We start from the raw sequence: 20,439 nt of genomic DNA, 5'->3' as shown, positions 1-20,439 counted from the left end.
TCCGCGGGTGAGTTGAGGGAGAAAAATATGCCAACAGGCAAGGTGAAGTTCTACGACACCGAAAAAGGCTTTGGGTTCATCCAATCGGATGACGGCGATGAAGTGTTCCTCCCATCCTCCGCCCTGCCCGAGGGCGCCGTGGTGAAGTCGGGCAGTCGGGTGGATTTTGGCGTGGTGGAAGGAAAACGCGGCGCTCAAGCTCTCACGGTGCGGGTCCTCGACACCGCCACCCTGACCCGCTCCGACCGTAAGTCCGCCGACGACATGGCGGTCATTGTGGAAGACCTGGTGAAAATCCTGGACCGTGTCGGAGGGGGTCTTCGACGAGGCCACTACCCGGACCGGGAATTGGGGAGCAAGGTTGCCGCCATGCTGCGACGGGTTGCCGACGACTTCGATGGCTAAGAAACCCGCTGCCCGCGCAGACACCGCGACGACACCGCCCGACGAGAAGACGTTGACCGACCTCGCCCACAGCGCCCTGGTCGACGTGGCGCCGGTGGCCGACATCGGCCAGCCACGCGGCCTCGAGCACGCTGATGGTGTGTATTCCGTGCGCTTCGAGTCGACCATGCCCGGATACCCGGGTTGGCAGTGGTTGGTGAGTATGGCCGACGGTGACGGCGGCCAGTGGGGTGTGTTAGAAATCCACCTCGTGCCCGGACCCGATGCTCTGGTCTCACCCGACTGGGTGCCATGGTCGGATCGCCTCGAGGAATACCAGCGCAGTGAAGCAGAGCGCATCCAGGCCGAAGCAGACGCCGCCGAGTTGGTCGCCGAAGACGATGGTGACGATAGTGACGATGGCGATCCAGACGATGACCTCGATGACGATGACCTCGACGGGGTCGATATTGATCAACTCGACCTCGATCCCGACGGCTTAGAAGTGCCCGATGACCCCAACGACGTGTTCGACCACCTCATCGATGAAGACGATGACGACGCCGTCGAGAAGGACTAGCGCCGAGAAGGACTAGCGCCGAGAAGGATTAGCGCCGAGAAGGACTAACGCCGAAAAGGACCAGCGCGTCATACTCGATGGTCGGCGGCGCGGGCGCGTGGTGCTACCGGGAGGCCTGAGCGAGTAGGTGGGCCAGGACGTAGTCGATACTGGAGATTAACCGTTCCACATCGGCGGTACTGATTCCCACAAAAGTGGCAATGCGGATTTGGTTGCGGCCCAGTTTTCGATACGGCTCGGTATCTACGACCCCGTTCTCGCGCAAAATCTTTGTCAACGCCGTGGCGTCGACCCGAGGATCCACATCGAGGGTCACAATCACCGGTGAGCGGTGTTCGGGCTGGGCCACAAAGGGGGAGAGGAGCTCGTGGGATTCTGCCCAGGAGTAGAGCAGGTTCGAGTTGTGGGTGGTCGCCTTCGCGCAGGAGGTGAGACCCCCCAGTTCGTTCATCAACTCCACCTGGGCTTCCATCAGCAGAAGGGTGGCAATGGCCGGAGTGTTGAGTGTTTGGTTAAGCCGCGAATTTTCCAGTGCCGACTGCAGGCTGAAAAACGGTGGGATGTGTCGGTCGCTTGCCGCAATTTTTTCCACCCGGGCAATCGCTGCCGGTGAGAGCAGAGCAAACCACAGGCCGCCGTCGCTGGCGAAGTTTTTTTGCGGGGCGAAGTAGTACACGTCGAACTCGTGCGGGTCCATCTGGATGCCACCGGCTGCGCTGGTGGCATCGACCACCATCAGGGCACCCTCGTCGGCTCCCTGAACGCGTGTCACCGGCGCGCTGGCGCCGGTGGAGGTCTCGTTGTGTGGCCAGGCGTAGACGTCGACACCGGCGACGGGTTCAAAACTGCCCACCGTGCCCGGCTCTGTCTTCACCACGTGTGGCGCCTCCAACCACGGAGTGGTCGCGGACGTGACGCATTTCGCGCCAAATTCGCCGAAGCTCAGGTGGGCGCTTCGACGCTCAATCAGGCTCGCGGCGAGGACATCCCAAAAAGCGGTGGAGCCGCCGTTTCCGATGGCGACTTCGTAACCCTCGGGGAGACCAAAAAACTCGGCGAGACCGGTGCGGACCCGACCCACGAGGTCCTTCACGGGCGCTTGCCGGTGTGAGGTGCCGAGAATGTCTTGGTTCTCGACCAGGTGGTCGATTTGTTCTGCTCTGACCTTGCTGGGACCGGCGCCGAAGCGACCGTCGAGGGGCAGAATGTCTACGGGGATGTTAAGGGAAGCCACGTCTCCATTCTAGAGAGCATCGACCTGGGCATCATCTCCTCCTCGGTAAGCTAAGGCTTACCAACCCGGTGAAGGTGCGTGGCTCAATGACCGATCTCGTCGATACGACCGAGATGTATTTGCGCACCATCGTCGACCTCGAAGAAGAAGGTATTGCGCCCTTTCGGGCGCGCATCGCCGAGCGCATCGGACACTCTGGTCCGACTGTGTCGCAAACGGTGGGGCGGATGGAGCGCGACGGGCTCGTCGTGGTCGAAGCCGACAGGCGCCTCGCACTGACCGACGAGGGACGGTATAAAGCCTTGGCGGTCGCCAGAAAACATCGACTGGCGGAGCGACTGCTGGCCGATGTGATCGGTTTGGATTGGTCCCTCGTGCACGACGAAGCCTGTCGCTGGGAACACGTGATGAGTGAAGATGTGGAGAAGAGGCTGGTCACCATGCTCGGCCAACCCACCGAATCGCCGTATGGCAACCCCATTCCGGGGCTCGAAAAAATTGGTGGCAAGAGGGCAAAAGATTTTCTCGACGGGGTGACCCGTCTCACCGACTGGGCCACCGATACCCCCCAACAGGGCTTGCTCCGCCGGTTGGGTGAGCCCGCACAGTTCGACACCGAGTTATTGCTGGTGCTGAAAAATGCGGGCCTCATTCCGGGTGCGAGAGTAAGCGCGGTAGAAACGCACAACGGCCAGGTTGAATTGACCTCCCTCGAGCACGAGCGCCCCGTCACCTTGCCCGCCGACATCGCCCGGCACCTCTACGTCGCCTCGTAACTACCGTGTCCCTGGTGACATCGGGTCGGCACACATCAGACTGGAGTCTGTGGATGTGTGCGACACGGAGGCTCTGCTCCCGGGGCGTACACGGGATACTGACCTCGGGTCGCTACAATAAAGTTTCCGGGTCATCGTGACGGGGAGGAGTGATGACGTGGCATCGCATCCGCTGAGTCCAGTCTGTGACTCCCGCACGCACTTTCGGATACAGGTCGCGAGGCGGCCGCGCGCGATAGCGTGTCAGGCTTCTCACACCGGTGGACATCGTCGTAAGACGGTGTCCTTTTTTGTTTCCCCCACGTGGCCTTCGGGAGGGATTCGATGACAATGCTCGCACCCCCCACCTCGGTGGTGAGCAAAGAGCCCGCGCTTCGCACCCTGGTGTTAAACGCTGGCTTCGAACCGCTGTCGGTTGTTTCCTACCGGCGGGCGATGGTGTTGGTGATGAACTCGCGAGCGAGCGTGTTGGAAAAAGACCACCAGCACCCGGTGCGCACCATCATGGGTGAGTTCGAGCGGCCCACGGTCATCGTGCTCCACCGTTACGTGCGCTTACCCCACGGCCGCAGTGTTCCCGTCTCCAGGCGGGGGGTGTTACGCCGTGACAATCATCGCTGCGGCTACTGCCAGCAAGCAGCGAGCACCATCGATCACGTGACCCCTCGCTCGCGCGGAGGCGAAGACACCTGGGAAAACCTGGTTGCCTGTTGTCTCAAATGCAACAACATCAAAGGCGATCGCACCCCGGCCGAAATGGGTTGGTCGCTTCGCCAACCCCCCAAAGCTCCCTACGGAACCGCCTGGTTGGTCCGCGGCATTGAGCGGCCACAACCGCACTGGGAAGAATACTTAGCTCAAGCGGCCTGATACCCCTCGGTCCTCCCCGGTACACTGGGGCGCGCCCGCCTCTGTAGCTCAATGGAAGAGCAGTTCCGTCCTAAGGAAAGGGTTGGGGGTTCGAGTCCCTCCAGGGGCGCTTTTGTGGGGCCACCCGCGCTACGGCGTGGGATACGGGGCTGTGGTGGCCCTGAACAATAGGGTGTGGGCGTGTGGCGCGCGGACTCTTTTGATGAGGCCCAGGGGTCTGAGGACCTCTGGAATCAAGCCCTCCCCCCGACCAGCCAGTTCGCGTCCCAAGTTTCTGTGGGAGAACCCGACGTGGTCCCGGTGAATCAGGCGGCGTCCGCCTGGGATGACTGGCGCAGTGAAATTGCCGCCCTGGGTGGCGTGAGTCCGCTGATTCACTTCACTCAGGACGCCACGGGCCACATCGACTTAGGCCATAGCCACCCTGGTGGTTTGGCGCGTTTCATTGCCGGTTCGCCCACACTGCTGGGGACACTGATCCGAGATGACGTGCAGCGCAGGCGTGCCCACCAGGAGGCAACCAAGCTGTTCACCCACCACACCGACCTGCTCCACGCTCGAGGCATCGACTCGATCCAGTTGGGTATCGGGTTGGTGCAGTGGCGACACGACGGTGAGACCTACCGTGGTCCACTACTCCTGCGCCCGGTGACCCTGCGTCGTCGGGGGTCAGATATCGAATTCACCCTGCAAAAAACGGGAGTGCGGCTGAACCCCGCGCTGCAACGCGAATTTGCCAAACACTTGGAGTTGCAACTCGACGCCGAAGCGTTTGTGCGCTTAACCGAAGATGACGGTGCGTTTCGACCCAACCTCGCTCTGGATCGCCTGCGCGACCTCACCGCCCACCGCGACGATGTGAGCGTCAAAGCACAGTTGGTGATTGGCTCCTTTGCCGAAGTCGCCGCACCGATGCTCAGTGACGCCTCCCAACTCTCCCACCCGCTGTTGGATGCCATTGGGGGTAACCCGGCGGCCCAAGAAGAAGTGCGACAGTCGCGCGCTCCGGTGGAGGTGCCAGACGCCGATCGGCGAAGCCCCGATGTGGACCGGCTGATTGTCGATGCCGACACCGAGCAGGACCTCATTGTCACCCACATTCTGGCGGGCAACTCGATGACGGTGCGCACGCTGCCGGGCACGGGCAGTACCCAAACACTGGTCAATGCTCTGGGTGCCCTGGTCGCTCACAACAAACGCGTGTTGGTCGTCAGCCCCCGGCGGGCAACCCTCGGCGCCATTAGTGACCGCTTGGCCCGCACGGCGCTTCCCGGGATGGCGGCGCGGGTCTCGGAGACGACCCGCGATGTGATTCGCTCCATCGGTCGAAACGAAAAAGCCACCCGCATCGACTCCCGCGATGTCGATGGGGCTCTCGAGCGCGTGCGCGACGTGATCATTCGCTACCGCGGAGCACTCTCGCACGCTGATGACCAACTGGGCGTCAGCGTGTTGGAAGCCATCCACTGGCTCTCCCGGTTGAGCTTGCAGGACAACCCCCCACAGACACAGGCACGGCTCTCCGCAGTCGCCCTCACCCGGTTAGCGACCGGCCGCGATGAGGCCGCCCAGTTGCTGCGCGAAGCAGCGGAGCTCGGCCAATTTCGATTCGGTCCCGACGATTCGCCCTGGTACGGCGTGGAGTTTTCGAACCAGGACCATGCTCTGCGTTCACAGCAAATGGCCAAGCGCTTAGCCACTGAGGTTCTGCCCCGACTCAAAACGACCGCCCACCAGGTCTTGGAACACACGTGGCTTCCGGCGCCCAAAGATTTCGCCCAACTGGCCCTCTTCGTCCACCTTTTAGTCGACATTCGAGAAAGCTTGGACCGCTTTCAACCGGGTGTGTTCGATCGGCCACTGACTGACCTCATCGCCGCGACAGGCAGTAACGAACAGGCGGCTGGGCTGAGCCGTATTCAACGCCGACGACTCAAATCGCTCGCCAAAGAGTATGTTCGCCCCGGAATGCACGTCGGTGACCTGCACGGCTCGCTGGTCAAAATCAACGACCAGCGCCACACGTGGCAGCGCTTTGTCGACAGTGGTCACCCGCCGAGTGTTCCCCCGGGGCTTGCCGACCTGCAGCCCCTCCTGCACGAAGCAGAACAGGACCTTCGCACCCTCTCGGAGACGTTGGGTCGTGAGCCCGAGCAGTCGTTGACTCACTCGTCCGTGGACGAGTTGATCGCGCTCATGGCGTCTCTGGGTGAAGAATCGGATGTCCTTCGCACTCTCGAAGACCGGGCTCAAGTCACCTCCACCCTGCAGGAGTGGGAGCTGGGGCCACTGGTGGATGATTTGGCGAACCGGCACGTCCAGGCGGAGGACGTCGCCCACGAATTGGAACTCGCCTGGTGGCGCGGCGCGCTCGAGCACATCCTCACCCACAACGAGGACCTGCTTGGCCAAGATGCCACCCTCTTACACCGCCTCGAATCGGACTACCGCTTAGTCGATGAAGCACACGCCTCCTCCAACGCGAAGCGCCTGGCGTGGCAGTTGGCGGAGCGTTGGTCGGTGGGTCTGATGGATTGGCCAGAAGAGGCCAGCTGGTTGAAATCTGCCCTCAAATCCGGGGGTGTCACCCCCACCGATCTTCACGAAAGAGCGCCCCACCTCTCTCGTGCTCTTGCTCCCGTGTGGTTGGCAAGCCCCTACGACGTCCCGCGACTGCCCGATCGTCAGGGCTTCGACGTGGTGATTGTGGCCGACGCCGGTGCGGTCACACTCGCCGAAGTCGCCCCCGCGATCCGCCGGGGTCGACAGGTCGTCGCCATGGGAGACCCGGTCATTCAACGCCCCGAAGAATTCGATGTGGGGTTGTGGTCAGACGCCGATGAGTCACCCCGTGATCCCGAAGCGAACCACCCCCACTCGGCGTTGGGGGTGCTGGCAGAGATTCTTCCCGGCCACGAACTCACCAGAAGTTACCGCGTCACCGGTGAAGACTTAGCCGACCTGGTCGATCGAAATCTGTATTCCGGACACATCGCCTCGCTGCCGTGGGCGGGATCTTTCCTCGGACACCGAAGTGTCGAGTTAGACATTGTCGAAGACGGTTTTGGTCTGCCAGACCCCATTACCGGAGTAATCGAGAGTGTCGATGCGGAAGTGCGCGCCGTCGTGGACCAGGTCATCCACCACGCCCGCAGCCAGCCCACACAGTCACTGATGGTGGTGACCGCCAGTAACCGACACGCCCAGCGCGTCTATGAGGGCGTGGCTCGAGCGGTCGGGGAACACCCGGACCTGTCCGAGTTTTTCACCGCCGATGGTCCAGAACCCTTCGTCTCGGTCACCCTTCGACAGGCCCACGCGATGAGTCGAGACCGGGTGATTTTCTCTCTCGGATTTGGTCGCACACCCCACGGTCGAGTGTTGAGCGACTTGGGCATGCTCTCTGAGGCGGGCGGTGAAAGACTGCTGGCGCTCGGTCTCACCCGCGCCCGCCGACACCTGCGGATCGTGAGCTGTTTGCGCCCCGATGATTTGAGCGACGCCCGGCTGAAGCCGACGGTTCGCGCGGTGGGCAAAGTACTCGGCGAAATTATCACTCCGCCAGCGCTGCCCGAGCTCGCCCACGAGTCGGATCCGATGCTGGTCGATCTCGCGGAGCGGGTGAAAAAACTGGGCCTCACGGTGTCTCTCGATCACCACGGTGTGATCCCCTTAGCCGCCCACGCCCACGGGGTGTGTATCGCCGTGGATACCGACCGGCAGTTACTGAGCATGTCGATTCGTGAGGGTCTTCGCCTTCGGCCCCAGGCGCTGGGTCGACTCGGCTGGCACTACGTGAGAGTTCACGCGTTTGAGCTCTTTTCCGACCCCGACGGGGTGGCCAGGAAGATCGCCGCCGTGGCGGGGGTGGCTGCCGCACAGGAGAGTACGCAACAGGACTCAGCTGACCGTGAAGGTGCGGGCCGTGGACGAGCAGACACCGACGCCTCCTCCTAAGAAGGACACGGCGAGGACTCGCCGCCGGGCGAGTCGACCCGATCCGCCCGGCGTTGACCCACACCCGACCGACGGCGATGAGGAGGACGCGAAGGGCCCCTCCACGGAAAACGATCGGCGCCTCCGGGAAGACAAACCGCCCCACTACTGACCGGGTCACACCGATTGGCCGGGTCACACCGATTGGCCGGGTCACACGCCCCGCGGGGTGCCTAAGACGAGTTGGTGGTGGAGGTTTTCTTCTCCGATTTTTTCTTTGAGCCCTTCGACTTTTTTGAGCCCTTTGACTCCGACGAGGACGATGCTGAGGCCTTTTTGGCCTCAGCCCTCGAATCGTTTCGGTAGAAGCCAGAGCCCTGGAAGGTCACCCCGACGGCGCTGAAGAGTTTGCGCAGGGCGCCGTCGCATTCCGGGCAGTGGGTCAACGAATCGTCGGTGAAGTCTTGCTGGGTGTCGAATTCGATACCGCAGTCGCGGCACCGGTAAGAGTAGGTGGGCACAGCACAATCCTCGTTGCTTATGGCGTGGGGCTAACCAAACCGAATGATTTGAGTGGGTGTTACCGCGCCGTCCACACCCTGATCGTGGGCTTCGATGGGGACGTTGTCGATCACTTCATGATCATAAACCACGGCGAACACGGGGGGCCTGAGTGCCATGGAGCCGAGCATCCGATCGAAGTAGCCTCGACCCCAGCCCATCCGACCGCCCTCGACGTCCACTAACGACGCGGGGATGAACATCACGTCGACACCGTCCACAGCCATCGGGCCCAACAGCTCCGAGGTGGGGATGGGCATGCCCAACACGTCGAGACCCTCCCCCTCATGGTCACATCGTGCCCAATCCATCAGACCGTCTTCACGGCTGACGGGCACCAACACGTCGATGCCCTCCTGCAGTGCCCAATCGATGAAATCTCTCGTGGTGGGCTCATCGGTGCCGGAGAGGTAGCAGGCGATTTTCTTCGCCCGGTACTGCGCGGTGAGCGCGCGAAGGTTCTCACCGAGGCCTGTGCTCGCGGCGGTTTTTTCGTCCTGGGTCATGATCCGGCGACGCTCTCTGGCTTCCGCCCGGAGGGCGGGTTTGTCCGCGGGGTTGCCGGAGGGGCTCGCTTCAGCCATGCACTTAGTCTAGGTCGCCTACTAGTGTGTCCCTATGCCGATTCTGAAAGCGGTCATCCCCGCAGCGGGCCTGGGAACCAGGTTTTTGCCCGCGACGAAGGCGATGCCCAAAGAGATGCTGCCCGTGGTGGACAAGCCCGCGATCCAATACGTGGTCGAAGAGGCGGTGTCGGCGGGCTTGACCGACGTGTTGATGATCACCGGGCGGAACAAAAACGCGTTAGAAAACCACTTTGACCGCAATACCGAGTTGGAGGCGGTGCTGGAGCGAAAGGGTGACGACCGTCGTCTGCGCGAAGTCCACCAATCGACCCACTTGGCCACCATGCACTACGTCCGACAGCGCGATCCGATGGGGCTCGGTCACGCGGTGGCACGCGCCGAAATGCACGTGGGTCGAAACCCCTTCGCGGTGCTCTTAGGCGACGACCTCATCGATGAGCGCGACGAGCTGTTAAAGCGCATGATCGAGGTATTCGATTCCCGACCCTCCTGCATCATTGCCCTGCAGGAGGTCGACCCCGACCAGGTGAACCTCTATGGCATCGCGACCGTTGAGGCTACCGAGGAGGACGACGTGGTGCGGGTGCGCGAGCTGGTGGAAAAGCCCCAACCGGCTGATGCCCCCTCGAACCTCGCCATCATTGGCCGCTATATCCTCCAGCCCGAGATTTTTGACGCGTTAGACGACACCGCACCGGGTTCGGGCGGCGAAATCCAACTCACCGACGCGCTCAATACTGTGGCGCACACCGAAGCCGGTGGTGGAGTAGTGGGGGTTATTTTCCGCGGCCGTCGCTACGACACCGGAGATCGGTTGGACTACCTGAAAGCGATTGTTCAAGTCGCCAGTAGTCGCGACGACTTAGGCCCCGATTTCCGGCGCTGGTTGGCTGACTTTGCCAGAGGTGTCGAGGGCCAGTAACTCGGTGACGAACGTGATTCCCACCCTGAGCCACCCGCTCGTCACCCTCCGGGGAGTGCGCCTGCGGGATTCACGAGTGATGGAAAAACTCCTCTCCAGCAACCGCTCTTGGCTACAACAGTGGGAGGCGACCCACCCGATCATTCCCGCGATGCCCCTCGATCAGCGCGGTGCCATTCGAAGCCTGCTGCAGCAGGCCCGAAAAGGCCACGGCCTGCCCTTCGTGTTGGAAGTCGAGGGCGAAATGGTCGGCCAGCTCAACGTCTCCCAAATCAGCTACGGCTCGCTCTCCTCGGCGGGCCTTGGCTACTGGATCGTCGAGTCGCAGGCCGGAAAGGGCATTACCCCGGTGGCGGTGGCGCTCGCCACCGATTACCTCTTTTTCGAGAAGGGTCTGCACCGGATGGAAATCTGCATCCGGCCAGAAAACGTCGCCTCGCTGCGCATTGTCGAGAAGTTGGGTTTCCGCTTCGAAGGGTATCGCCGCCGCTATATCCACATCGATCGGCACTGGCGCGATCACCTCTGTTACGCCCTCACCGTGGAGGAAGTCCCCCGTGGGGTGCTGGAGCGCTATGAGCAGGGTCAGGTGCCCCCCGGGGTGTCAGAAATCCCCGAATACGTGCGCATCCAGATGCGAAACCCTCTGCATCTTCCACCCCGGTAAACACGCCCATAACCCCGGGATACCGACGAAGTCACCCCGGCACTCCTACCCTAAAAGCCGTGGAGACACCGTTTTCGGGCACAGCGCTACTCCTGCTCATTGCAGGAGTGTTGTGGCTTGTCTACCTGGTGCCGATCTACCTGCGGCGAAGCGAATACCTCGCCACGGAGCGCAATGCCGCGAGGCTCGGCCAAACCCTGCGCGTCCTCGCCGAGACAGCAGAAACCACCGAGGAGTTGACCACGGAGCTCTCGGCGAGAGATGTCGCCCGGCAGCAGCGAGAAGCAGAGCGCAAACTCCGTGAAGTCTCCTACGGCAAAGACGAGCTTCGCGCCAGGCGCCGGCGTATTCTTCGCTCCACGACCACGCTGTTCACCGCCATTGGCCTGGTGGGACTGGTGTCGTCCATCGCGCTCCAGGCCGCCCTCTGGGTGAGCCTCGCGCTGGGCGCGATGACGCTTCTTGGCCTGATGGTCTTAAGTGCGATTGACCGGGCGGCACACAAGGCGAGAGCGACCGCGGCCCCGCACAGTCGCCAACACACCGCCGCACCCGCCAGGCAGGCCGCGAGGACACCGCGTTCGTGGAGCCCGCCCGCACTGCCCGAGCCCCTGGTCACCCGGCACACAATGGCCCGTGAGGAGACGCCGTTACCCAACCGCGAGGAGCTTCTTCGGCAGGCTCGCGCCGCCGCACTCGATGCCAGACCCGAGCAGGCCGCCGCCGAGGAAGAACAACTCGCCCCCGTGTCACAGTTTGATCAGATGGGCCGCATCGAGGGCCACACCCCCTCTGCCACGTCCTCGCAGGTGGACTTGGATGAGGTACTGCGTCGACGCCGCGCCGTCTAACGCGACGCGTGAGCGGTCGTTACTCACGCCACCCTGCTAGTTTTCGACCATGGCGGGCATTCTTTCGGTCGCACCGGCGCTTCCCGATTTTCGCCATGCCCAAGCGGACATCACTGACGCTCTCGTGGCGGGGTTAGCCGACGACGATAAGACCGCGGCGGTCATTCGCCGGATGCACGGTGCGACCGGTGTGCAACAGCGGTCTTTGGTCATGCCCATCGAGGACTACCGAGACATTGTCGACTTCACCCACGCCAACCAACTTTTTCGACAGTACGCGCTGCCCTTGGTGGAGGCGGCTACCCGCCAGGCGCTCGATCAGGCCGGTGTCGAAGCCCACGAGATTGACTACCTGATCTTCACGACCGTCACCGGTATTGGGGCGCCGTCACTGGATGTGGAGCTGTCGCAGGCGATGGGTTTTCGCTCCGATTTGAAAAGGTTGCCCAGTTTCGGCTTGGGTTGTGTCGCCGGAGCGGCGGGGATCGCCCGGGTCGCTGATTTCCTCGCCGGCCACCCCGACGCCCTCGCCCTGCTGGTGTCGGTGGAACTGTGTTCGCTCACCATTCAATGGGATGACCGCTCGATGGCCAACATTGTGGGCACTGGGCTCTTTGGCGATGGGGCCGCAGCGGTCGTCATGGCGGGAGCCCACCGTCAGGAGAAGCCTCAGATGCGCGTCGTCGACTCCCGCAGCGCGCTGTATCCGGATTCGCGGGACTCCATCGGGTGGAACATCGGCACCTCGGGCTTTCGGCTGATGCTGACCCCGGCGGTACCCGAACTCATCGACGGGCACCTAGCAGGTGATGTGGACACCCTGCTGGCCGAGCACAATCTTTCGAGAAACGACATCGACGCCTGGGTGGCACACCCCGGAGGGCCGCGTGTGTTGGAAGCGTTTTCGGATGCCCTGGATCTCGCCCCCGGTGAGCTCTCCATCAGCTGGGACGTGATGGCCGAAATGGGTAACCTCTCCTCCAGTGCCGTCCTGCACGTATTGGCCAGGCACGGCGAGTACCCGGCGGGTCACCGAGGCCTGATTTTCGCTCTCGGACCCGGGGTCAGTGTCGAGTTGGTGTTGGTGGAGTGGCTGTGATTGCCTACACACTGTTCGTTCTCGCCACCGGCTTCGAGCGCCTCTACGAGTTGGTCGTCTCCACCAAGCACGCCCGCATCGCCTTTGAGCGCGGTGGCCAGGAATTCGGCCAGCGTCATTTTCCCTGGATGGTCGCCCTGCACACCTCACTGTTAGTGGGAGCAGTAGCTGAAGTGTGGTTACTCGATCGCCCGTTTATCCCGTGGCTTGGTATCCCCATGCTGGTCATCGCCGTCGCCTGCCAGGTGGGCCGCTACTGGGTGATTTCTGCGTTGGGCTGGCAGTGGAACACCCGCGTGATTGTGGTGCCCGGGGCACCCCGGGTGCGAACCGGCCCGTATCGCTTCGACTGGCTTCGACACCCCAATTACTGGATTGTCGCCGTAGAGGGCGTTGCACTTCCCCTGGTCCACAGCGCGTGGATCACGGCGATCGCCTTTAGCGCACTCAACGCCATCCTGCTCTGGGGCTTTCGTATCCCGAGTGAAAACCGAGCGCTGGAGCGGTTGACGTGAGGGGCACTCGAGTAGTCATCGTCGGCGGCGGGCCCGTGGGCCTGGCCGCCGCAGTGTTTGCCCACCACGCAGGCCTTCACCCCGTGCTGATCGAGGCGGGGAGCCCCGACGGCGACAAAGCCTGCGGGGAAGGGCTGATGCCGGGAGTGAGCCCTCTACTCGATGAATTGGGCATTGACCCGGAGGGTCACGAATTGCTGGGGGTGTCCTACTCGCAGGCGAATTCCCGCGTCGACCATCGCTTCGTGCAGGCACCCGGCCGGGGGGTGCGAAGAACGGAACTGGTGGACGCGCTTCGAGCGCGCCTGGACCAGTGCGGGATCGAGCGCACCCGCGCTCGGGTCACCGCAGTGGATCACGGACCCCACGGTGTCCGACTCTCCATCGCCGAGGGGCCCGACCGGCACGCTGATTACGTGCTGGCCTGTGACGGCCTGCACTCCACCATCGCCGCCCAATTGGGGTTGGTTCGACCGCCCGCGAGGACCTCCCGCCGCTACGGCCTGCGACAGCATTTTCAGCGGGCTCCGTGGAGTTCGATGATCGAAGTCCACTACGCCGGTGACACCGAGCTCTACATCACCCCGGTATCCGACGACACCGTCGGGGTGGCCGTCTTGGGTCCGAAGGGCTTGAGCCTGGAGGGGGCAATCGCGCAAGTACCGAGTGTCGCAGGCCACCTCGAGGGTGCCGAGCCGGCCTCCAGCCTTCGCGGTGCAGGACCGTTTCCGCACCGGGTGAAAAAGGCTCGAGTCGGCAACGTGTTACTGGTGGGAGATGCCGCCGGTTACGTCGATGCCATCACCGGAGAGGGCCTCCGGGTGGGCTTCGCCCAAGCCAAAGAGGCCGTGGCGGCCGTGAGCGCTGGCTCGCCCCAGTCCTACCCGCGTCGCTGGCGGGCAGTGACCAGGGAGTTTCGACTGCTCACGAGAGGCCTGGTGCTCCTCGCCCGATCACCCCTTCGTCGACGCATTGTCCCCCTGGCTCGCACCTTCCCCGGACTCTTCGGGGCCGTCGTGAATCGTCTCGCGAGGTAGCGGTGAGGACGCTAGCGGCGATGGTGCGCTCGAGCCACCCGGGCCCGACCCTGGCGGTCACCACACTGTCGTTTCTGTTGGCAATCGCCTTTGGGCTTCCCGCGGCACACGCCACCGCGGTTGTGCTCGCCGTGATGGTCAACCAGGTCGCCGTCGGCGTCTCCAACGATCTACTCGACGCCCCCCGCGATCGCCGGGCGGGCCGGGGTGACAAGCCCCTCGCGAGCGGTGAACTGAGCCCCTCTCTGGCCCGGTGGGTCGTGCTGTTGGCGGCTGGGCTGTCTCTGGGACTGTCGCTGTGGGTGGACCCCATGGTGGCACTGTGGCAGGCGGTGTTCTTAGGAGCGGGACTGGCCTATAACTTCGGCCTCAAAGCCACCGTCTTTTCTGCCCTCAGCTACGCGGTCGGTTTTGGCTCACTGCCCATTCTGGTGAGCATGGCCGCTGAGCCGGCCGCCTGGCCTCCACTCTGGGTGGTACTGGTTGGCGCGAGCTTGGGGGTGTCAGCACATTTCGCGAACGTCCTCCCGGATAGTGACAGTGACCGCCTGGAGGGCGTTCGGGGTCTGCCGCAGCGGCTCTCTCGGCCCGTGGTCGCCCTGGTGATCGTCGTCTTGACGGTGTTCTCATCGATCCTGCTGCTGATTGGCGCCGGGGGTGACGCACTCGTTGCCACCGTGCTCGCCGCACTCTTTGCGTCGTCTTTGGCGATTTGGGCGGGCCTGCTGGCTCTGTGGCCACGGCCCACAATCTGGCCGTTTCGACTCTCCATGCTCGCCGCGCTCATCATCGCGCTCGGGCTTGTGGGCGCCCTGTCGGGTTAGTGCCCCTGGCTAGCGCGCCTGGTGATCGAGTCTGATGGGGCCGCAGCGCGCTAACGTCGCGCAGTGGTCTCCCGCGCTTCCTGAGCGGCCTTCATGGCTTTGACGACGGCGTCGCCGACAAGCCTCGCACCGAGGGTGAGGATAAACACCCCCACGGCACCGCCGACGACGGCGATGGCGATGGCGACGCCTCGTCCATCAAAAGATCGAATAATGGCGATTGCCGCGACGATCGCGGCAATCAGGCCGATGCCGACATAAAACATCACCGAAATGGCCAAACTCCTACTGGAGCGAGCCGAGACGTCATCGACCGTGTTGATCAGCACTCGAGCTGATTCGCGGGAGCGTTCTTCTTCCGTCATCGGGGGAATTGACTCCTTCCCATTACGCGGCGGCGGGGTATTAGTTGCCCTTCTGGCCAAATGCCTGGCCGAGCTTCTGCATCGCCCCAGAGAGCTCACTGGGGATGACCCACACTTTATTGGCGTCGCCCTTGGCGAGTTCTGGTAATTGTTCGAGGTATCGGTAGGCGAGCATCGACTCATCGAGTTCGGCATCGCGCACGGCGTTGAAGACTTCGGTCACCGCTTTGGCTTCACCTTCGGCGCGGAGGATGGCCGCTTGGGCGTCACCTTCCGCGTTCAAAATCGCGGCCTGCTTGGCCCCCTCCGCGGTGAGGATTTCACTCTGCTTCGCCCCTTCCGCGGTGAGAATCACCGCGCGCTTTTCGCGGTTGGCTCGCATTTGCATTTCCATGGCGACCTTCACGGTCTCTGGTGGCTCGATCGATTTGATTTCCACCCGGTTGACCCGGACGCCCCATTTGCCGGTGGCGTCGTCAAGAACCCCGCGCAGCGCGGCGTTGATGGTTTCCCTGGAGGTCAGCGCCTGTTCCAGATCGATGCCTCCGACGACGTTTCGAAGCGTCGTGATGGTGATTTGTTCAATTCCCATCACGAAGTCTTCAATTTCGTAGAGGGCCGATTTGGCGTTGGTGACCTGGTAGTAGACCACCGTGTCGATCTGGACGACCAGGTTGTCGGAAGTGATCACCGGCTGTGGGGGAAAGGACACCACCTGCTCGCGCAGGTCGATTAAGGGTCGCAACCGGTCGACAAAGGGGATGAGAAGGTTCAACCCGGCGTCTAGGGTGCGGTTGTAGCGACCGAGCCGCTCGACAACCCCCGCGTTTGCCTGCGGGATGATGCGAATCGCGCGCACAAAGAAGGCCACCACGGCCACAATGAGAATGAGGGGAATGATGAGGTCCATGCTGATTGCCTCCAGAAGATCAATCATTGGCTGATTTCGAACGCACGACGGCGATGGCGCCGTCGATGGTGACTACGGTGACCGACTGGCCCGCGGGGATTCGACCCGACTCGCTCCTGGCCGACCAGACTTCGCCCTTGAGCTTTATCTGACCGGCCTCGGTGGTGGTCGCGGCGAGCGTTTTTGCCTCGACACCGAAAAGCGCATCGGTGTTGGTCGCCGTTTTCGGCGAGCGTTTCGCCATCTCTCGAAGCGCGATCGGTCGAAGAATAAACACGGTGATGATCGCTGAGACGGCGAAGGCGATGCCTTGGGCGAGGAAGCCGCCCCCGCCCCACGCGGTGAGCATCGCCGCCGTCGCAGAGATCGCGAGCGACGCGAAGAGCAGGTCTGCGGTGACCACTTCGAGCACAAAGAGTGCACCGGCAGCGAGCAACCACAACCAGACCGCCATCTGCCCACCTCCACAATCGATTAGCGCCCAGTGTAGGGGCGCCATCTGACGTCCGGCAGGGAACAGTTCAGCGGGGCAGCACCCACCCGCCACCGTGGAGGTGAACGCAGTGCGGTCGTGAATTCACTGTGGTCGTGAATTCACTGCGGGGGAGAACTACTGGACGGGCAGTGGTATTTCTCGGGTTTGCAGGCGGCGCTCAGTCCGAAGCGCTTCCATTCGAGAGCCGATCACCAGAGCCGCCCCGATCACCACCAGGTTTTTCACGATGTACTGACCCTCGAGGGTCAGCCCCCACGGGAAGACATCCCAACACACCGACGGCAGGAGCACGAGGGGAAGAAAGGTGCCCACCATTTGGGGTGCGAGGAGAAGGATGGCAACCCGAGTAAGCGGTGGAATGAGAAAGAACACACCGATGAGTACTTCCCAGTAACCAATCACCGGAACGATGATTTCCGGTGTCCACCAGTACACGGTGGCGGCTAACAATTCGGTCGCGGGACTCAGGTCCACCACTTTCAGGCCACCGAACCAGATGAACACCACACCAATTCCGATGCGCAAAAACGGAACGCCAATCGCATTCATGAAGCGAATAATCAGAGCGTCTAATTGGTAGATACGGTCGCGAAGGTTCATCAGGTCCCCAGCCTAAGCCCACGCTCTGGGAAGGCTCTTGGGGTGAATGAGCAATGTCGCTATCGTTTGCTCACAAAAGTTAGGAACTATTTGAACTTTTAACGCAATCGGTTTTAGAATAACGCCATGATTATTAGCGCACGGCAAGGTCTTCTTGCCCTGGGACTCGCTTTTGCTCTGGCTGTCATCCCAAGCGTCGCCTGGGCCGAAGAAGAGCCGCCGGTAAAGGAAGAAGAATCATCGAGCTCGTCCGAAGAATCGGACTCCGAACCGGAACCGGAACCGGAGCCGGAGCCGGAGCCGGAACCTGAGCCGGAGCCGGAACCTGAGCCGGAGCCGGAACCTGAGCCGGAGCCGGAACCTGAGCCGAAACCGGAGCCGGAAACCGAACCGGAGCCGGAGCCCGAGCCGCAGCCGGAAACCGAACCGGAGCCCGACTCCACCTCGAATTCCGAGAGTGAATCCGATGAGGGTGCAGATGAATCGGGGGAGAGTTCCTCAGGAGGCTACAGTCCGCCGGAGGAAGCATACGAGGGTGTTGGCGGCTGGGGTGTTGTTGACCCCGAGACCGGCAAAGTGCACGGAGTTGTAGTCGCCGATATCGGCTCGAAGCAGGAATTCGAGGAATGGGAAGCCAGGCGTTCGGAGCGATCCGGTTCGTACATGGGTTGCCCCATCTCGAAGTGCGTCTACCGGTTCCAAACCTCCGCCTCTGAGGATGGCAACGTCGCCGGTTGGCATGGCACGGAAACCCACGTGGACGAAAACGGGCAGGCCACGCAAACCACTACTGACCGGGTGCTCTGGGATGAGGAGTCAAATACGTTTACCCACCGGAATCAGAGGGATTCCGGCGGGGTGTCCTCTCAGACACAAACGACAATCCGACCAGGTGTCGTGCCCGGCGATCGGGACTCAATGCGCAACTATATGTCGACGCGGACCGACCTCAATTCCAGTGAGACCTATACCGATGAAGAGGGAAACACTCGCAGTCAGCGGGTCGAGGGATCGATAACGAATTTCTTCCGGGAAGAGGGTGAAGAGGGTCCAAATGTCAGACTTCGGCTACCCGACGCGGGTCTCGAGACAGACACGTTCGACTACGACAATCCTCGATTCGCAATTGAATCTTTCGAAGCAGATGTCGATGAGGGGTTGGCCGGTTACGGTGTTGACTTGACCGGCCCAGAACCCGGTGAGGAGATCGGCTCTGCAGAGGATGGTTCTGAGAATTCGTCGGCGACGACGGAAACCTCCGACGGCGTACAACCCGAAGAGCAGGTTGTCTCCTCGCCCCTGGTCGAGACGGTGCGAACGCTGGCGACTCGAGTGGTCGACTTCCTAAGAGGCTGGTTTGGAGACCCGGAATCACCTGACGACAACTCGGGCACCGCCGACGCCGGTTCAGAATCGACCGGCGATTAACATCCACTAGATGACGCGTGGCAGTCCGGTGGGCGACTGCGAGAGCTAGATACTGCTGCTGGGTCGAAGGGGTAACCCCGCGGCGACGTAGCAGGCGTCCATCATTTCTGATTGCACGAGAGCATCGGCCGAGTCAGTGAAAATCGGAGCGCCGCCGCGCACGTGCTGGGCAAATGCATCCAACTGATAGGCATAGCTGGTCTTGTCACCGTGGTGCTCTGTCGTGCTCTCGCCGCCGGTGACCACGGTGATGCGGTCGTCCAATGAGGCGATGACGAAGTTATGCGCCAGGGCCTCACCGGAGGTCCCACGAAGGTGCATGGTGAACGTCATTTCGGGTAAGACGAAGCTGGAGCGAAAGTGTGCGGTGGCTCCCGACGGGTAGACCAAATCGCCGTAGAGTTCGCTATCGACCCTGGGGTCGCTCTCGTGGGGTACCGCTTTGGCGTCAGTGACCCGGGGTTCACCACCCAGCACACCCCCCAGACTGCGAATACCGTGTAGCGCGTAACAGCCGACATCCATGAGCGAACCACCCGCGAGGTCAAAATCCCAGCGTGGGTCATCCGGGTTGTCGATCGGAAAGCCCATCACCACTTCGACGTGTTCGATTTCGCCAATGCCTTTGTTTTCGGCCAACTCCACCAGGCGATTCATCACCGGGTGGTAGCGGTAGTGAAACGCCTCCATGAATTTCACTCCGGAGGCGTCGTGTTCCCGCGCGACCGCGCGGGCTTCATCGGCGTTGCTCGCGGAGGGTTTTTCACTGAGCACGTGTTTACCCGCCTGCAATGCCCGAATGTTCCACGGCCCGTGCAGGCCGTTAGGTAGCGGGTTGTAGATCACGTCCACGTCGGGGTCGTCGATCACCTCCTGGTAGGTCTCGTGCACCTTCGCCACGCCATGTTCTGAGGCGAACGCTTCCGCGCGACTACGGTCCCTCGCGGCGATGGCGACCAGGTCGTGGCCGAGCAGAGCGGCGGGTCGCACGAGTGCTTCGGGGGTGATTCGGGCGGCGCCAAGTATTCCGATTCGCAGGGGTTTCATCCCTCGATGCTAAACCCCACGCTGCGCCTATGCCCACGGTGCTAATCTTGGGAGAGCTTGGGGCCTGTGGCGCAGTTGGTAGCGCGTCTCGTTCGCAATGAGAAGGTCAGGGGTTCGATTCCCCTCAGGTCCACCCTTAGGCCTTCCTTTAGCCCGCACTGCCCGAGCGTACGTCGCGCGGAGCCATGTCGAGCCTGGCTGTCCCTGTTGGTTGGTCTAGGACCCGCGAAGCGGAGGCTTGTCCGGCCAAGCTCGTGAGGCAAGTGTGGGGGCCGAAATCTGGGGTGAAAATGATCAAAAGATGTTTAGCTAGCTTAACAAATTGGCCGATTTGACCCGATTTTTGAGGCACAACCGGATAAAGAAACATACCCTGTCTTCTTGTGGTGGGCCAGCGTTTCTTACTGTCTTTGCTTGCGATTTTCCTTCTCGGCATCGCGCCTTCAGTGGTGCCCGTGGGGAACTCTGTTGCGCCTGCGAGTGGTACGTCAAGCTCAAGAGATCAGTATTTGGAGTTGCCGGACAATGCGGATAGCGTCTCGTCGACGTGGGATGGGATCAAATCCGCCACCGGTGACGTTATTATTCCGTCCCAAACCGATTTCACAGCCGAAGTCTGGGTGCACCCTGATTCCCTCGACAACCCAAGCGTTTGGCATCAGCTATTTCAACAGGGAGCTGACTGGGAGAGTAACTTCGGAAGATTTGGACTCAACCTGAAGACCGCAGACAAAAATTCGACCGCAGGAT

General features: G+C 62.1%; 22 protein-coding genes and 2 tRNA genes. 16 read left to right on the top strand and 8 right to left on the bottom strand.

Annotated features, from left to right (window positions below; translation table 11 throughout):
• Nucleotides 1–27 precede the first annotated feature (27 nt).
• Nucleotides 28–405 (top strand): cold shock domain-containing protein, encoded by a 378-nt coding sequence (locus tag RI518_RS06140; RefSeq protein ID WP_310672209.1) that lies wholly within the window; start codon nucleotides 28–30, stop codon nucleotides 403–405.
• Entirely contained in the window at nucleotides 398–964 is a 567-nt protein-coding gene (locus RI518_RS06135) for a DUF3027 domain-containing protein (RefSeq protein ID WP_310689619.1), read from the top strand. Before RI518_RS06140 ends, RI518_RS06135 begins: the two co-directional genes overlap by 8 nt.
• Nucleotides 965–1,067: 103 nt before the next feature.
• On the opposite strand, the gene serC is transcribed toward RI518_RS06135, so the two are convergent.
• On the bottom strand, nucleotides 1,068–2,198 hold the full coding sequence (gene serC / locus RI518_RS06130) for a phosphoserine transaminase (RefSeq protein ID WP_310672207.1): 1,131 nt from the start codon (nucleotides 2,196–2,198) through the stop codon (nucleotides 1,068–1,070).
• A gap of 86 nt (nucleotides 2,199–2,284) precedes the next feature.
• On the opposite strand from serC, the gene RI518_RS06125 reads away from it, so the two are divergent.
• From RI518_RS06125 to RI518_RS06110, 4 genes are all read left to right on the top strand, one after another.
• The gene (locus tag RI518_RS06125) at nucleotides 2,285–2,974 is read left to right on the top strand and encodes a metal-dependent transcriptional regulator (RefSeq protein ID WP_310672206.1); all 690 of its coding nucleotides are present in this window, start codon (nucleotides 2,285–2,287) and stop codon (nucleotides 2,972–2,974) included.
• 324 nt (nucleotides 2,975–3,298) lie between these two features.
• Nucleotides 3,299–3,844, top strand: coding sequence for an HNH endonuclease (locus RI518_RS06120; RefSeq protein WP_310672205.1), 546 nt, complete (start codon nucleotides 3,299–3,301; stop codon nucleotides 3,842–3,844).
• A gap of 37 nt (nucleotides 3,845–3,881) precedes the next feature.
• Nucleotides 3,882–3,953 (top strand) — tRNA-Arg (locus RI518_RS06115).
• A 65-nt stretch (nucleotides 3,954–4,018) separates the two neighbouring features.
• On the top strand, nucleotides 4,019–7,801 hold the full coding sequence (locus RI518_RS06110) for a DUF4011 domain-containing protein (protein WP_310689618.1): 3,783 nt from the start codon (nucleotides 4,019–4,021) through the stop codon (nucleotides 7,799–7,801).
• Nucleotides 7,802–8,013: 212 nt separating this feature from the next.
• Here RI518_RS06110 and RI518_RS06105 read toward each other — a convergent pair whose 3' ends face one another.
• Nucleotides 8,014–8,301 (bottom strand): FmdB family zinc ribbon protein, encoded by a 288-nt coding sequence (locus tag RI518_RS06105; RefSeq protein ID WP_310672203.1) that lies wholly within the window; start codon nucleotides 8,299–8,301, stop codon nucleotides 8,014–8,016.
• A 30-nt stretch (nucleotides 8,302–8,331) separates the two neighbouring features.
• Nucleotides 8,332–8,925 (bottom strand): 5-formyltetrahydrofolate cyclo-ligase, encoded by a 594-nt coding sequence (locus RI518_RS06100; protein ID WP_310672202.1) that lies wholly within the window; start codon nucleotides 8,923–8,925, stop codon nucleotides 8,332–8,334.
• A 34-nt stretch (nucleotides 8,926–8,959) separates the two neighbouring features.
• Between RI518_RS06100 and galU the strand changes: the two genes are divergently transcribed.
• From galU to RI518_RS06065, 7 genes are read left to right on the top strand one after another with little or no spacing between them, the layout of a single operon-like run.
• The gene (gene galU / locus RI518_RS06095; protein WP_310672201.1) at nucleotides 8,960–9,850 is read left to right on the top strand and encodes a UTP--glucose-1-phosphate uridylyltransferase GalU; all 891 of its coding nucleotides are present in this window, start codon (nucleotides 8,960–8,962) and stop codon (nucleotides 9,848–9,850) included.
• A 4-nt stretch (nucleotides 9,851–9,854) separates the two neighbouring features.
• Nucleotides 9,855–10,517, top strand: a complete 663-nt coding sequence (locus RI518_RS06090) for a GNAT family protein (protein ID WP_310689617.1) — start codon at nucleotides 9,855–9,857, stop codon at nucleotides 10,515–10,517.
• 59 nt (nucleotides 10,518–10,576) lie between these two features.
• Nucleotides 10,577–11,368 carry a hypothetical protein gene (locus tag RI518_RS06085; RefSeq protein ID WP_310672199.1) on the top strand — a complete coding sequence of 264 codons (792 nt, stop codon included), beginning with the start codon at nucleotides 10,577–10,579 and terminating at the stop codon, nucleotides 11,366–11,368.
• Nucleotides 11,369–11,417: 49 nt separating this feature from the next.
• Entirely contained in the window at nucleotides 11,418–12,467 is a 1,050-nt protein-coding gene (locus RI518_RS06080) for a 3-oxoacyl-[acyl-carrier-protein] synthase III C-terminal domain-containing protein (RefSeq protein ID WP_310672198.1), read from the top strand.
• Nucleotides 12,458–12,982, top strand: a complete 525-nt coding sequence (locus RI518_RS06075) for an isoprenylcysteine carboxylmethyltransferase family protein (protein ID WP_310672197.1) — start codon at nucleotides 12,458–12,460, stop codon at nucleotides 12,980–12,982. The genes RI518_RS06080 and RI518_RS06075 overlap by 10 nt, the downstream gene beginning before the upstream one ends.
• Nucleotides 12,979–14,019, top strand: a complete 1,041-nt coding sequence (locus RI518_RS06070) for an FAD-dependent monooxygenase (protein WP_310689616.1) — start codon at nucleotides 12,979–12,981, stop codon at nucleotides 14,017–14,019. Before RI518_RS06075 ends, RI518_RS06070 begins: the two co-directional genes overlap by 4 nt.
• A 20-nt stretch (nucleotides 14,020–14,039) precedes the next feature.
• A complete protein-coding gene (locus RI518_RS06065; RefSeq protein ID WP_310672195.1) occupies nucleotides 14,040–14,843 on the top strand; it encodes a UbiA family prenyltransferase in 804 nt (267 codons plus the stop codon).
• A gap of 50 nt (nucleotides 14,844–14,893) precedes the next feature.
• On the opposite strand, the gene RI518_RS06060 is transcribed toward RI518_RS06065, so the two are convergent.
• The 4 genes from RI518_RS06060 to RI518_RS06045 all read right to left on the bottom strand — a co-directional run bounded on the left by RI518_RS06060 (nucleotide 14,894) and on the right by RI518_RS06045 (nucleotide 17,214).
• Nucleotides 14,894–15,208, bottom strand: coding sequence for a hypothetical protein (locus RI518_RS06060; protein ID WP_310672194.1), 315 nt, complete (start codon nucleotides 15,206–15,208; stop codon nucleotides 14,894–14,896).
• 40 nt (nucleotides 15,209–15,248) lie between these two features.
• Complete coding sequence (locus RI518_RS06055) at nucleotides 15,249–16,145, bottom strand: SPFH domain-containing protein (protein WP_310672193.1); 897 nt, start codon at nucleotides 16,143–16,145, stop codon at nucleotides 15,249–15,251.
• The gene (locus RI518_RS06050) at nucleotides 16,138–16,572 is read right to left on the bottom strand and encodes an NfeD family protein (RefSeq protein WP_310672192.1); all 435 of its coding nucleotides are present in this window, start codon (nucleotides 16,570–16,572) and stop codon (nucleotides 16,138–16,140) included. The genes RI518_RS06055 and RI518_RS06050 overlap by 8 nt, the downstream gene beginning before the upstream one ends.
• 156 nt (nucleotides 16,573–16,728) lie before the next feature.
• The gene (locus RI518_RS06045) at nucleotides 16,729–17,214 is read right to left on the bottom strand and encodes a DoxX family protein (protein WP_310672191.1); all 486 of its coding nucleotides are present in this window, start codon (nucleotides 17,212–17,214) and stop codon (nucleotides 16,729–16,731) included.
• A 126-nt stretch (nucleotides 17,215–17,340) separates the two neighbouring features.
• Between RI518_RS06045 and RI518_RS06040 the strand changes: the two genes are divergently transcribed.
• A complete protein-coding gene (locus RI518_RS06040) occupies nucleotides 17,341–18,642 on the top strand; it encodes a hypothetical protein (protein WP_310689615.1) in 1,302 nt (433 codons plus the stop codon).
• 45 nt (nucleotides 18,643–18,687) lie between these two features.
• Here RI518_RS06040 and RI518_RS06035 read toward each other — a convergent pair whose 3' ends face one another.
• Nucleotides 18,688–19,689: a Gfo/Idh/MocA family oxidoreductase gene (locus RI518_RS06035; protein ID WP_310689614.1), complete on the bottom strand. Its 1,002-nt coding sequence runs from the start codon at nucleotides 19,687–19,689 to the stop codon at nucleotides 18,688–18,690.
• A gap of 60 nt (nucleotides 19,690–19,749) precedes the next feature.
• Between RI518_RS06035 and RI518_RS06030 the strand changes: the two genes are divergently transcribed.
• Nucleotides 19,750–19,822, top strand: a tRNA-Ala gene (locus tag RI518_RS06030).
• Nucleotides 19,823–20,072: 250 nt separating this feature from the next.
• The coding region (locus tag RI518_RS06025) for a hypothetical protein (RefSeq protein ID WP_310689613.1) at nucleotides 20,073–20,439 on the top strand (367 nt) is incomplete at its 3' end.

This window comes from Pontimonas sp. (genome assembly GCF_031581085.1).
Classification (GTDB): domain Bacteria; phylum Actinomycetota; class Actinomycetes; order Actinomycetales; family Microbacteriaceae; genus Pontimonas.
Note: the sequence above shows the minus strand (reverse complement) of the source record. Positions and strands in the feature narration are given on the sequence as shown.